The following is a 12388-nucleotide window of genomic DNA, read 5'->3' as shown; positions in this document are numbered from 1 at the left end:
ACGTGCAGGCGGAGGGAGCCGTCGCTCGGGGTGCGGATTCGATCGTGCGCTGGTCGAGGCGGTGTGCGACGGACGACTCTCGCGCAGCCGCGTCACGGACGCCTATGACCGAATCATGAGCCTCAAGCAGCGCCTGGAGCGGAAAGAACTGGCCGCGACGGAGTGAGGGTCAGTGATAGGTATCGTGCTCGGTCGCGTCCCACAGCACATAATAGGAATACGCCGTGTAGCCGAGAATGATGGGCAAGAGCGGGATCGCGCCATACAGCATGAAGAGCTGCGATTTGGGGGCGGCGGCCGCCTCCCAGATCGTGATGTCCGGCGGGATGATATACGGGAACAGGCTGACCGCGAGCCCCGTGTAGCAGAGCATGAAAATCAGAATGCCCCACAGGAAGGGCGCAAAGCGCTGGCGCTTGGCGATGCCGCGCCATAGGCCTATCACGGCGGCCGCGGTGAGCAGCGGCACCGGAGAGAACATCACCATGTTGCCGGGCGAGAACCAGCGGTCGGCGATCTCCGGGTGCAGCAGCGGCGTCCAGACGCTGAACGCGACGATGAAAACGGCAACGGCGATCAGGCGCGTAGCGCGCAATGCCATAGGCCCATTCGCGCAATGCCTCGTCGGCTTCATGATCAACCAGCCCGCCGAGAGCAGCACGTAGCCCGACAGCACGGCGACGGCGGTGACGATGGAGAACGGGCTCAGCCAGTCGAAGGGACCGCCCGCGAACTGGTTATTCTCGACGGTGAAGCCTCGTACGAAGGCGCCGATGATCACGCCCTGCATCAAGGCCGCGACGATCGAGCCGCCGGCAAAGGCGAGATCCCAACCCCAGCGATAGGTGCTCGACTTGAAGCGGAACTCGAAGGCAACGCCGCGCAGGATCAGCCCCATCAGCATCAGGAAGATCGGAATATAGAGCGCCGGCAACATGGTGGCGTAGGCGAGGGGGAAGGCGGCGAGCAGCCCGCCGCCGCCGAGCACCAGCCAGGTCTCGTTGCCGTCCCAGAACGGCGACACCGAGGCCATCATGGCGTCGCGATCACGGTCCGACGGGGCGATGGGAAATAGCACGCCGAGGCCCAGGTCGTAGCCGCCGAGCAGCACGTACAGGAACACGGCGAGTGCCAGGATCGCGGCCCACACGAGCGGCAAGAAGATCGGCAAAAGCTGCGCCATGTCCAAGTTGGAGGCGATCATGGAGCACCTCCCGCGGCCATGGGTCGCCGTGAAGGATCGCCTTCGCCTGCGCCAGGCACCGGCGGCGTCTCTCCCGGTCCGCGTCGAACGAGTTGCGCGATGTAGTAGATGCCGGCGCCGAAGATGATGCCGTAAACGACGAAGAACAGCAAAAGCGTGGTCAAGACGCTGCCGCCCGGCACCGGCGACACGGCGTCGGCGGTGCGCAAGACATTGTAGACGACCCAAGGTTGGCGGCCGACCTCGGCCACGAACCAGCCGGCGAGGACGGCGATGAAGCCGATCGGGAAGGACCAGGCCATGGCGTGCAAGTACCAGCGCGTGGTGTAGAGCCGGCCCATCAGCCAGAGCACTGCGCCGGTGATGCCGAGGGCGATCATGAGGAAGCCGATGCCCACCATGATGCGGAAGGCAAAGAAGGGGATGATGGGGTTCGGCCGGTCTTCGGGTGCGAATGATTTGAGGCCCTTGATCTCGCCGTCCCAGCTATGCGTGAGGATCAGGCTGCCGAGATGCGGAATGGCGACTTCGTAGTGGTTGGTCTCCGCTTCCGGGTCTGGCCAGGCGAATAGGATCAGTGGAACGCTGCTGCCTGTCTCCCAATGGGCCTCCAGCGCCGCGATTTTGGCGGGCTGGTGCTCGAGCGTATTGAGCCCATGCATGTCGCCGATCACGAGTTGGAGCGGCGCGAGCCAGACGATGAGGCTCAGCGCCATGCCGAGCATGACGCGCCCATGGGGCACGCATCTGTCGCGCAAAATGTACCAGGCGCCGACGCCCCCGACCACGAAGGCGGTGGTCAGATAGGCGGCGATGACCATGTGGGTGAAGCGGTAAGGGAAGGACGGATTGAAGATCACCTGCCACCAGTCGGCGACATGCAGCACGCCTTCGGAGTCCACGGTGAAGCCCTGGGGCGTCTGCATCCAGCTATTGGCCGACAGAATCCAGAAGGCGGAAATTGCGGTGCCGAGCGCCACCATGCAGGTTGCGAAAAAATGCACCGCTTTGGGTACGCGCTCGCGGCCGAACAGCATGATGCCGAGGAAGCCGGCCTCCAGGAAGAAGGCGGTCAGTACCTCGTAGGACAAAAGCGGGCCGATGACATTGCCGCCTCGGCGTGACAACTCGCTCCAATTGGTGCCGAACTCGTAGGACATGACCACGCCGGAGACGACGCCCATGCCGAAGGAGATGGCGAAGATCTTGATCCAATGGCGGGAGATGTCGGCGTAGATCTGCTTGCCGGTCTTGAGCCACAACGCTTCGAGCACCACGAGCCAAGCCGCCAGGCCGATGGTGAAGGACGGAAAAATGATGTGGAAGGAGATCGTAAAGGCGAATTGGATTCGCGAGAGAAGTAGCGGGTCGAGTTCGGAGAACATCCTACGTTTCCCACCTGCCCAGTCGAAGGCCGCCTTCCATGGCGACTCATCACGTTGCGGCAAGACTAGCCGGGTTTGCCCATGACGGCCAGGAGGTGCATCGACGCATCAGAATGATTTGCATCAGTTGGTTTTGATTGCCGCGAAGGCATTCAGCGCGCGGGCGCGCGCCGCGGCATGATCGACAATCGGTTGGGGATAGGTTTTTCCGAGCACAACGCCCGATTGCGCGAGCACTATTGCGGGCGCTTCCCATGGGGCGTGAATGTCCGCCGCGGGAAGTTCGGCCAGCTCCGGCACCCATTGGCGCACATAGGCGCCGGCCGGATCGAACTTCCGGCCCTGGAGGATGGGATTGAAGACGCGGAAATAGGGCGCCGCATCCGTGCCGCAGCCCGCCACCCACTGCCAGCTGGCGGCATTGTTGGCGAGGTCGGCATCCACCAGCGTGTCCCAAAACCAGGCCTCGCCTGCCTGCCAGGGCAGCAGCAGATGCTTCACGAGAAAGGAGGCCACGATCATGCGCATGCGGTTGGGCATGAAGCCCGTGTGCCAGAGCTGGCGCATGGCCGCGTCGACCACGGGATAGCCGGTCTCCCCGCGCTGCCAGGCGCGCAGGGTCTTCTTGTCGGTTCGCCAGGGGAACTTCGCGAATTCTGGCCGCAGCGGTTTAACCGGCATGTCGGGAAAACGGTACAGCAGGTGAGCGGAAAACTCGCGCCAACCGAGCTGACGCAGAAAGGCCTCGGCGCCTTTCGCTTTGCCCGGCGCGGCGTGGCCCGCATGGCGCGCCGCATGCCAGACCTGGTTGGGGCTGATCTCGCCGAAGTGAAGACAAGGCGACAGGTGCGAGGTCGCGTCATCGCCGAAGTTGTCGCGGCTGCTTGCATACACCGGCAGACCGTTGTCGATGAAGTCCGACAGTATCTGCTTCGCGGCGTCCTCGCCGGGCTGCCAGGTCTCGCGCAGTCCGCCGGCCCAGTCGGGCTTGGTGGGCAGCAGCTTGAGGTCGTCGAGAGACAGGCTCGTGGCCTCGGCGAAGTTGCCGAGCCGGCGGCGCCTTCGATGGCGCGCGAGGTTCGGCGCGGCAAGGCAAGCTTTCCAGAAGGGCGTGAACACCCGATAGGGCTTGCCACTGCCGGCGACGATCTGTCCCGGCGCGAACAGAAGCTGGCCCGGATGCAGAGAGACCCTTGCGCCTTTCGCCTCGCAGAGCCGCGCGACGGTTTCTTCGAGACTCGTATCCCACGGATCATAGCCCCTGCCGGTATGAACGGCGCCAGCACCGGTCTCGTCGAGCAGCGCACCCAATACGTCCGCGGCCCGCCCCTTCCGCAAGCAAAGCTTCCCGCCGAGACTTTCATTGAGCGCCTTCAAGCTGCCATGCAGCCACCAGCGTGACGCGCCGCCCATGCGTAAGTCGCCTGGAGTTTCATCGTCGAGGATGTAGAGCGGAAGCAACGACGCGTCCGACTTCGCCGCGGCAGTGAGCGCCGCGTTGTCGGCAAGGCGCAGATCGCGGCGGAACCAGACGATGACCGGAGACTGAGACCTCGCCATGCGCGGCTAGCCTCGCGGCGCGGTTGCGGCAAGGGCGGCTTGGTGAAGATCGCGGGACTCCGCGCCGAAGCAGCAGAACACCACGCGCGCGATGCCTGGCACGTCCGGGAGCGTCTCGCGCACCGTGCGCACGGCGATCAGCGCGGCGCGGTCGGGCGGGAAGCCGTAGATGCCGGTCGAGATGGCGGGGAAGGCGACGGATGCGAGGTCGTGCTCCGCGGCAAGCGTCAGCGCATTCCTGTAGCAATTTGCCAGCAGCATTCCTTCCCCCCGCTCGCCGCCGCCCCAGACCGGACCCACGGTGTGGATCACATAGCGGGCCGGCAGGCCGAATCCGTCCGTGACCTTGGCTTCGCCCGTGGCGCAGCCGCCGAGCTTGGCGCAGGCGTCGGCGAACTCGGGGCCGGCGGCCCGGTGGATGGCGCCGCACACGCCGCCGCCCGGGGCCAACGCTTCGTTGGCGGCGTTGACGACAGCGTCGACATGGAGGGTCGTAATATCGCCTTCAGCGATCTCGATCTTGTCGGGCATGGGCGCATTGCACGCCGGAAACCCTGGTCGATCAAGCCCTCGCGAAGCTCACAAATCGAGCTGATAGGAATGCGGAATCCAGCGGTAGCCGCCGTCCTTGCGCCGTTCCACATAGCCGATGGATGGAAACGGCATGTGGAAGGCGCTGACGGCCACGCGGTCGGTGGCCACCGTGTCGAACATGCGGGCGCGGGTCTTTGGCGCTTGCTCTCTGTCGACGTCGAACACGCAGTGCCAATCGGGATGCACAAGCGAGGCGACGTGATGGTGCGCGCAGTCGCCCCAGAAGACGAGGCGCTTCCCGCCGCTCTCGATGTCGAACGCGAGATGGCCGGGGGTGTGCCCATAGGCGGCCAGGGCACGAATGCCGGGCACCACCTCGTCGCCGGGCTTGAGGAACGTGGTTTTGTCGGCGAGGGGCACCATGTAGTCGCGGAACAGCGCCGGCGAACGGCTAGCCGCCCGTCGCTTGTCGCCGGCCCAGAAGTCATAGTCGATCGCACCCGTGACGTATCGCGCGTTGGGGAACAGCGGCTCTCCATTCTCCATCACCCCGCCGATATGGTCGGGATGACCGTGAGACAGCACCACGACGTCGATCTGCTCGGGCTTGAAGCCGGCCGGCGTAAGCTGTGCGGCGAGCCAGCCGCCTTGCGGCCGGGGAACGAAGCCGCGCTCGCCGTTGCCGGTATCGAACAGGATCAGCTCCTTGCCGGTGTTGACCACCATGGGCGTGAAGCCCGGCCGGTACTTGTTCGTCGGGAGCATGTTGTCACGCATCACTTGATCGACAGCGTCTTGCTCCGCGTTTGCGCCGATCAGCGGCCAGGGACCGTCAATGAAGGCAGCGGCGTCTGAGATCGTCGTCACCTCGAAGTCGCCGAGCTTGATACGGTAATGGGTCGGTTCGGAGAGGCCGAGCATCGGGGCAGCGGCCATGGCGCTGCGCAGGGCGAGGGCGGCGGCAAAGGGCGCCACGGCAAGCGCGCCCGTACCGGCGATAAGGCGACGGCGGTTGACGGCACATTTGAGCATTGGCGATCTTTCCTTTTGCATCTGTCCGCGACACTATCGGCCGGCATCCCGAAGCCGCTTGAACGAACGTGCTGTGTCAGACGCTCCCGAAAATTCGCCGATCTGGTATCTCGATCGCGGCCGCGCGCTGTTCGCCGGGCCGCTCGGCCGCAACGCGCCCCACCGCCACAGCACGCCGGTCTTCCTCGCGGGGCTGTACGAAAAATTCGCGCTCCGCGTTGGTGATGGCGCCTGGCGGATCTGCCGGACGGCGGCGATTCCAGCCGGTCTCGCTTACGAGTTCGACATGGGCGGCGCGCCGCTCGCCGTTCTCTATGCCGAGGCAAGTGCGGCCGGCACGGAAACCCTTTCACGCCTTGTCTGCCACGCGCAGGACGTCTCCGGCGCGCGCGTCGGGGATGACGGCGAGGTTGCCGTGCTGCGGGAGATGTATGAGGACCGCGACAGTCCATCTTGGATCGCGCGCGGGCTCGACGACTTGATCGGTTTCGCAGGCCGGCGCGAACGTCCCGTTGATCCGCGTATGGCGCGGGTTCTTGATTCCTTGCACGAGAGCTATGCGGATCTCAGGCAGGTCGGGAGGGTCGCGGAGACGGTCGGCCTATCTCCGTCGCGGTTCCAGCATGTCTTCACCAGGGAAATCGGCGTGCCCTTCCGCCGGTACCGCGCCTGGTGCCGCATGCGTGCGGCCATCCGCGCCGTCTTGGACGGTAGCAACCTGACTACCGCCGCCCATACAGCGGGTTTCGCGGACCAGGCGCATTTTGCGCGTGATTTCCGCCGCACGTTCGGGGCGCCGCCACGCCCACCCTCGCGAAGGTGAGGGGCGCGCGGCCGCAGCGCGTTACTGGGCGGCCGAGGCGGACTTGTCCGGAGGATTGATCGACCAGATCCAGGCGATGATCTTCCACATGTCGTCGTTGGACTTAACGATGTTGCCGTGGGGCGGCATCGGGCCGACCACGTTCTCGGAGCCCTTGCGCGTATAACCTTGCTCCTGGAGTCCGGTGGTACCCAACGCGATCAAGCGGAACAGGATGTCGCCGTCGTTGCCGTAAACCCAAACCGGGTTCGACAAAGGCGGGCCCATGCCGCCGCCGCCCGTGCCGCCATGACAGCCGTTGCAGCCTGCAGCCATGTAGATTTCATGGCCTTCTTCCACGACCTTGGCGTCGTCGGTCGAATAGGGATTTTTTAGCGCGCCTTTCTCGGCCGATTTCGCGGTTTCCATGGGGCTCGATGTGGAAGCGCTCTCCTCCGTCGTCTCTTGATCGGCGGCCAATGCCGGGAAGGCGAGCAGCGAGGCCGCCAAGGCAAAGGGCGCAAGTCCGCTGATCACGTATGGTGAAACCATGGGGAAACCTCATCTCGAATACGGGCGCGTCTTGCGGCGCCTTTGGGTAAAAAACAGCGCAACGGCGTTCCCGGTTCCACTTGACGTCCCATACTGATGTTATGTTATATCATCGGTCATGAATGCCGCCCATCACCACGACGCACCGAAGCTCTCGCGCAACCAAAGCGAAATCCTCAGCTGTCTGAGGAATTCGGGCGAGCCTCTGAGCGCCTACGCCATTCTCGACCGGGTGCGGAAATCGGGGATCTCCCATCCGCCGACCGTGTACCGCGCCCTGAACGATCTGATGAAAAAGGGCATGGTCCACCGCCTGGAGTCCCGCTCGGCTTTCGTCGCCTGCGGGCACGGGGCTTGCGACGGCAAGTTCGCCTTCGCCATCTGCCGGGCCTGCGACAAGGTTGTCGAGATCCTGCTCGCCGACAAAGACCAAGCGCTGCTGCTGGGCCTTGCCCCGGATGAAATCTCGCCAGAGCAGGTGACCGTCGAGATCGCGGGTCTCTGTAACGATTGCCACCCGAGCCGGCTGGCCTAACTTCGGAAGGACGTGACCGTTGCCCTCGCGTGAAGCCTCGACGCGTGACGCCTTGGAGCGCGAGCCCATCGCGCTTGTCCCGGCAGGCGCCACGCACCGCGCGGCGCACCATGCCCCCGTGCGGGGGGTCTCGTGGCTGCGGGCCTCGGCGGGCGCGCGGCTTTGTCTCGTGGCGGCGGCGGTCGGTCTCTTGTGGCTCGCGGTCTATTGGGCGCTTCGATGAAGGCTACGGCGCCCACCCTCGGCTTTCACAATCTGACGCTCGGCTATGGCCGGCACCCTGCTGTGCATCACATCACCGGGGAGGTGGCGCGCGGCGAGCTCTTGGCGATCGTCGGGCCGAATGGTGCCGGCAAGTCGACCCTGCTCAAAGGCATTGTCGGCGAGCTCAAACCCTTAAGCGGCCGTCTCGATCTCGACGGCCTCACCAAGCGGGACATCGCCTATCTGCCGCAAGTCATCGAGATCGACCGCAGCTTCCCCATTTCGGTGTTCGATTGCGTCGCCATGGGGCTGTGGCGGCAGATCGGCGCGCTGCGCGGTCTCGACGCGCGGGGACGCGATCACGTCATCGGCGCGCTCGGCACGGTTGGCCTGATCGAACTCGCCGACCGTCCGGTCGGCACGCTCTCCGGCGGACAATTCCAGCGCGTCCTATTCGCGCGGCTTCTCCTGCAAGACGCCAAGCTCATCCTGCTCGACGAGCCGTTCCGCGCCGTGGACACCAAGACCGTCGCCGATCTGATCCGCCTCATCGAGCGCTGGCATCGCGAGGGCCGGACGGTGCTCGCGGCGCTGCATGACATGGAGCAAGTGCGTACGCATTTCCCGCGTACGCTGTTGCTTGCCCGCGAAGTCGTCGCCTGGGGCGAGACGCGCGCCGTGCTGACGCCCGCGAATCTCGCCAAGTCGCGCGAAATCACCGAGGCGTTCGATGCGCACGCGCCCGTGTGCGAGCGGGAAGAGACGCGCTGGTCCGCATGATCGACAGTCTCGTCCAGCCCTTCATCGAATTCGCCTTCATGCGCCGGGCGCTGGTGGCTCGCTCGCCATCTCTCTGACGGCGCCGCCCATCGGCGTGTTCCTCGTCTTGCGGCGCATGAGCTTGATGGGCGACGCCATGGGGCACGCGATCTTGCCGGGCGCGGCCATCGGCTACCTGCTCGCCGGACTGTCGCTGTTCGCCATGAGCCTCGGAGGCTTTGCCGCGGGGCTCGCCGTGGCGCTCGCCGCGGGGCTCGTGGCGCGCTCCACGGTCATCCGCGAGGATGCGAGCCTTGCCGGCTTCTATCTGTTGTCCTTGGCGCTCGGCGTGATGCTGGTGTCGGTGCGCGGCAGCAGCGTTGATCTCCTGCATGTGCTGTTCGGAACGGTGCTGGCGCTGGACGACGGCGCGCTCCTTCTCATTGCCAGCATCGCCACGGTGTCCATGATGACGCTCGCGGTGATCTACCGCCCGCTGGTCATGGAGTGCTTCGATCCGCAGTTCCTGCGCTCGGTAAGCCCGTTGAGCTCGCCCACGCATCTAATCTTCCTGGTGCTTGTGGTGCTCAATCTCGTTGCGGGCTTTCAGGCGCTCGGCACGCTGATGGCGGTCGGCATCATGCTGCTGCCCGCCGTCGCCGCGCGCTTCTGGGCGGAGGATGTCGGCGGCATGATCGGCGTCGCCATCGCTTCGGCCTTTGCCTCGAGCGTCGTCGGCCTGCTCGTGTCCTATTACGTCAACGTGCCCACCGGCCCCGCCGTCATCCTCGCCTGCGGGGCGTTCTACCTCTTGTCGATGCTGGTGGGCGTGCGCGGCGGCGTCCTCTGGGGGTTGATGCCGCGCAGACATCTGGAAGCCTGATCCCTGCACCTCAAGGAGTTGCGTCATGTGGAATCGCCTTATTGCTCTTCTTGCCGCCACCTTCGTCGCGCTCGGCGCTTCGAGTGCCGCACACGCGGCTGACAAAGCCGACGGTGGCAAGCTCAAAGCCGTCGCCTCGTTCAGCATCCTCGGCGACATGGTGAAGAATGTCGGCGGCGACCGCGTCGAGGTCACCACGCTGGTCGGGCCGAACGGCGATGCCCATGTGTTCAGCCCGACGCCCGCCGACGCCAAGACGCTTGCATCCGCCGACATCTTCTTCGTCAACGGGCTCGGCTTCGAAGGCTGGATGCAGCGGCTGGAAAAGGCCTCCGGCTTCACCGGCGCGCTCGTGGTGACGAGCGGCGGTGTGATGCCGATCGTCATGAAAGGCGGCCACAATCATGGCGCCGAGCACGAGGACGATCACGACCACGACGATCATGCCAAAGGCGCGGACGATCACGACGAAGACCATGATGACCACGCAAAAGGCGAAGAAGGCCACGATCAGGACGATCACGCCAAGGGCGAAGACGACCATGACCATGATGAGCATGCGAAAGTCGAGGACGATGATTCGCACGGTGGCGACACCGATCCTCACGCGTGGCAGAGCCTGTTCAACGGCAAGATCTACGTGACCAATATCCGCGACGCGCTGATCGCCGCCGATCCCGATGGCAAGGAGACCTATGAGGCGAACGCCGCCAAATATCTCGCGGCCATCGAGGCGGAAGACGAGGCGGTGCGGGCGGCGATCGCCAAGCTGCCGGAGGCGCGCCGCAAGATCATCACCAGCACGATGCCTTCGGCTATTTCGGCAACGCCTACGGGCTCGAGATCATCGCGCCGGAGGGTGTGAGCACCGAGAGCGAGGCGAGCGCCCAGGATGTGGCCAAGATCATCCGGCAGATCCGCGAGGAGCACATCCCGGCCGTGTTCCTGGAGAACGTCACCGACCGCCGGCTGCTCGACCAGATCGCGTCGGAGACCGGCGCGAAGATCGGCGGCGTGCTCTACTCCGACGCGCTGTCGGACCAGGATGGCCCGGCGCCGACCTATCTCGACATGTTCCGCCACAATGTGGGGACGCTGACGGCCGCGCTGTCGAGCTAGGATTCACGAGGATAGACTGTCATGCCCGGCCTTGTGCCGGGCATCCACGCTTTGCCGAGGTGAACGAATGAAGACGTGGATGGCCGGGACAAGCCCGGCCATGACGGAGTCTTGAGCTGTGCTGAGTGACAAGAAATGGCTGCTTCTGCTGCTCGCGGCGCTCGGCGGCGTCATCGTCTTTTCGACGCTCGCGCCCAAAGGCTGGCCGGTCCGGCTGGGGCTGCATTGGCTGGTCGAGCATTTCCTCGCCTTCTTCACGCTGACCGTGCTCGCCTGCCTCGCTTTTCCCCGGCCGATGGTCGTCGCGGCGGTGCTGCTTCCCCTCGCCGTGGGGCTCGAGGCGGCGCAGGCGCTTACCCCCGACCGTACGGCGGATCTCGCCACGGCGCTGATCGCCGCGGCAGCTGTGGCCAGCGGGGCGCTGCTGGCCGATGGCCTCTTCGCTGTGCGGAAAAGGCGCGGGAAAGCCTGATCCGGGGGTGGTGGCGCGCCTGTCGTAAATGTGATGTATCCTGGCCCCATGGAGATAAGCGCGCGCAAGCGCACCATACCGGTCAGGATCGGCGGCGTGACCATGGGCGGCGGTGCCCCCATCGTCGTGCAATCCATGACCAATACGGACACGGCGGACGTTGCCTCGACCGTCGCGCAAGTGGCGGCGCTGGCGCGCGCCGGCTCGGAGCTCGTGCGCGTCACCGTGGACCGGGCGGAAGCCGCCGCCGGAGTGCCCCTGATCCGCGAGCGGCTCGATGCCATGGGCGCCGACGTCCCGCTGATCGGCGACTTCCACTATAACGGGCATACCCTGCTCGCGGACTATCCGGCCTGCGCCGAGGCACTCGCCAAATACCGCATCAATCCCGGCAATGTCGGCTTCAAGGATAAGCGCGACAAGCAGTTCTCGCAGATCATCGAGATCGCGCTTCGCCACGACAAGCCCGTGCGCATCGGCGTCAATTGGGGCAGCCTCGACCAGGACCTGCTGACCCGGCTGATGGACGAGAACGCCGCCAGCGCCTCGCCGAAGGACGCGCGCGCGGTGATGCACGAGGCCATCGTGCAGTCGGCGCTGCTCTCGGCCGAACGCGCGCAAGAGCTTGGCATGGGCGCCGACAAGATCGTGCTCTCGGCCAAGGTCTCCGCGGTTCAGGATCTCATCGCCGTCTATGCCATGCTGGCCGCGCGCTCCGATCTTGCGTTGCATCTGGGTCTCACCGAAGCCGGCATGGGCTCGAAGGGCATCGTCGCCTCGTCGGCGGCGTTGTCGGTGCTGCTCCAGCAGGGCATCGGCGACACGATCCGCATCTCGCTGACGCCGGAGCCAAATGGCGACCGCACGCTCGAGGTCAAGGTGGCGCAGGAGCTTTTGCAGAGCATGGGCTTCCGCGCCTTCGTGCCGTTGGTCGCCGCGTGCCCCGGCTGCGGGCGGACCACCTCCACCACGTTCCAGGAGCTGGCGCGTGACATCCAGGACTTCATCCGTGATCAGATGCCGGAGTGGCAACGTCGCTATCCGGGCGTGGAAAATCTCAACGTCGCGGTGATGGGCTGCATCGTCAACGGCCCCGGCGAATCCAAGCATGCGGATATTGGCATCTCGCTGCCGGGCACCGGCGAGTCGCCGGCCGCACCCGTGTTCGTCGACGGCAAGAAGGTCACCACGTTGCGCGGGCCAGGCGCCTCGGCGGAATTCAAGCAGATGGTGCTCGACTATATCGAGCGCCGCTACGGCACCGGTGCGATGGGCCGCACCGCCGCAGAGTAGCTTTCGTCATGGTGAGGCGCGCGGCCGTGATTCGAGGCTCGCTGCGCTCGCACC

12 protein-coding genes and 2 pseudogenes are annotated in these 12388 nt (G+C 65.5%); 8 read left to right on the top strand and 6 right to left on the bottom strand.

Features of this window, described 5'->3' with window-relative positions; genetic code table 11:
• Positions 1-169 precede the first annotated feature (169 nt).
• From cydB to AUC71_RS15135, 5 genes are all read right to left on the bottom strand, one after another.
• Positions 170-1204, bottom strand: coding sequence for a cytochrome d ubiquinol oxidase subunit II (cydB, locus tag AUC71_RS15155; protein ID WP_244500995.1), 1035 nt, complete (start codon positions 1202-1204; stop codon positions 170-172).
• The gene (locus tag AUC71_RS15150; RefSeq protein ID WP_069624911.1) at positions 1201-2589 is read right to left on the bottom strand and encodes a cytochrome ubiquinol oxidase subunit I; all 1389 of its coding nucleotides are present in this window, start codon (positions 2587-2589) and stop codon (positions 1201-1203) included. Before AUC71_RS15150 ends, cydB begins: the two co-directional genes overlap by 4 nt.
• Positions 2590-2712: 123 nt before the next feature.
• On the bottom strand, positions 2713-4149 hold the full coding sequence (locus AUC71_RS15145; RefSeq protein WP_069624910.1) for a cryptochrome/photolyase family protein: 1437 nt from the start codon (positions 4147-4149) through the stop codon (positions 2713-2715).
• Between the two features lie 6 nt (positions 4150-4155).
• Positions 4156-4680 (bottom strand): O-acetyl-ADP-ribose deacetylase, encoded by a 525-nt coding sequence (locus AUC71_RS15140; protein ID WP_069624909.1) that lies wholly within the window; start codon positions 4678-4680, stop codon positions 4156-4158.
• A gap of 48 nt (positions 4681-4728) precedes the next feature.
• Complete coding sequence (locus AUC71_RS15135) at positions 4729-5715, bottom strand: MBL fold metallo-hydrolase (RefSeq protein WP_069624908.1); 987 nt, start codon at positions 5713-5715, stop codon at positions 4729-4731.
• A 73-nt stretch (positions 5716-5788) separates the two neighbouring features.
• Here AUC71_RS15135 and AUC71_RS15130 point away from each other — a divergent pair, with 73 nt between their 5' ends.
• Positions 5789-6538, top strand: a complete 750-nt coding sequence (locus AUC71_RS15130; protein ID WP_244500994.1) for a helix-turn-helix domain-containing protein — start codon at positions 5789-5791, stop codon at positions 6536-6538.
• A gap of 21 nt (positions 6539-6559) precedes the next feature.
• On the opposite strand, the gene AUC71_RS15125 is transcribed toward AUC71_RS15130, so the two are convergent.
• Positions 6560-7069, bottom strand: coding sequence for a c-type cytochrome (locus tag AUC71_RS15125; RefSeq protein WP_083238469.1), 510 nt, complete (start codon positions 7067-7069; stop codon positions 6560-6562).
• Positions 7070-7187: 118 nt separating this feature from the next.
• On the opposite strand from AUC71_RS15125, the gene AUC71_RS15120 reads away from it, so the two are divergent.
• From AUC71_RS15120 to ispG, 7 genes and pseudogenes are all read left to right on the top strand, one after another.
• Positions 7188-7604: a Fur family transcriptional regulator gene (locus AUC71_RS15120; RefSeq protein ID WP_069624906.1), complete on the top strand. Its 417-nt coding sequence runs from the start codon at positions 7188-7190 to the stop codon at positions 7602-7604.
• Between the two features lie 19 nt (positions 7605-7623).
• Positions 7624-7827, top strand: a complete 204-nt coding sequence (locus tag AUC71_RS18950; RefSeq protein ID WP_141701753.1) for a hypothetical protein — start codon at positions 7624-7626, stop codon at positions 7825-7827.
• Entirely contained in the window at positions 7824-8588 is a 765-nt protein-coding gene (gene aztA / locus AUC71_RS15115; RefSeq protein WP_069624905.1) for a zinc ABC transporter ATP-binding protein AztA, read from the top strand. Before AUC71_RS18950 ends, aztA begins: the two co-directional genes overlap by 4 nt.
• A pseudogene (locus AUC71_RS15110) lies at positions 8585-9450 on the top strand (metal ABC transporter permease). The gene aztA and the pseudogene AUC71_RS15110 overlap by 4 nt, the downstream one beginning before the upstream one ends.
• Positions 9451-9475: 25 nt before the next feature.
• Positions 9476-10569, top strand: a pseudogene (locus tag AUC71_RS15105) (metal ABC transporter substrate-binding protein).
• A 118-nt stretch (positions 10570-10687) separates the two neighbouring features.
• Complete coding sequence (locus AUC71_RS15100) at positions 10688-11041, top strand: VanZ family protein (RefSeq protein WP_069624904.1); 354 nt, start codon at positions 10688-10690, stop codon at positions 11039-11041.
• A gap of 48 nt (positions 11042-11089) precedes the next feature.
• Positions 11090-12334: a flavodoxin-dependent (E)-4-hydroxy-3-methylbut-2-enyl-diphosphate synthase gene (gene ispG, locus AUC71_RS15095; protein WP_244500992.1), complete on the top strand. Its 1245-nt coding sequence runs from the start codon at positions 11090-11092 to the stop codon at positions 12332-12334.
• The last annotated feature ends 54 nt before the right edge of the window (positions 12335-12388 follow it).

Source organism: Methyloceanibacter marginalis, assembly GCF_001723295.1.
Classification (GTDB): Bacteria; Pseudomonadota; Alphaproteobacteria; order Rhizobiales; family Methyloligellaceae; genus Methyloceanibacter; species Methyloceanibacter marginalis.
The sequence above is the reverse complement of the archived record's forward strand: the minus strand, read 5'-3'. Positions and strand labels throughout refer to the sequence as shown.

Excerpts from the sequence above, each read along its gene's own strand:
- cydB (WP_244500995.1), bottom strand. The coding sequence starts at position 1,204 with ATGATCGCCTCCAACTTGGACATGGCGCAGCTTTTGCCGATCTTCTTG.
- AUC71_RS15150 (WP_069624911.1), bottom strand. The coding sequence starts at position 2,589 with ATGTTCTCCGAACTCGACCCGCTACTTCTCTCGCGAATCCAATTCGCC.
- AUC71_RS15145 (WP_069624910.1), bottom strand. The coding sequence starts at position 4,149 with ATGGCGAGGTCTCAGTCTCCGGTCATCGTCTGGTTCCGCCGCGATCTG.
- AUC71_RS15140 (WP_069624909.1), bottom strand. The coding sequence starts at position 4,680 with ATGCCCGACAAGATCGAGATCGCTGAAGGCGATATTACGACCCTCCAT.
- AUC71_RS15135 (WP_069624908.1), bottom strand. The coding sequence starts at position 5,715 with ATGCTCAAATGTGCCGTCAACCGCCGTCGCCTTATCGCCGGTACGGGC.
- AUC71_RS15125 (WP_083238469.1), bottom strand. The coding sequence starts at position 7,069 with ATGGTTTCACCATACGTGATCAGCGGACTTGCGCCCTTTGCCTTGGCG.
- AUC71_RS15120 (WP_069624906.1), top strand. The coding sequence starts at position 7,188 with ATGAATGCCGCCCATCACCACGACGCACCGAAGCTCTCGCGCAACCAA.
- aztA (WP_069624905.1), top strand. The coding sequence starts at position 7,824 with ATGAAGGCTACGGCGCCCACCCTCGGCTTTCACAATCTGACGCTCGGC.
- ispG (WP_244500992.1), top strand. The coding sequence starts at position 11,090 with ATGGAGATAAGCGCGCGCAAGCGCACCATACCGGTCAGGATCGGCGGC.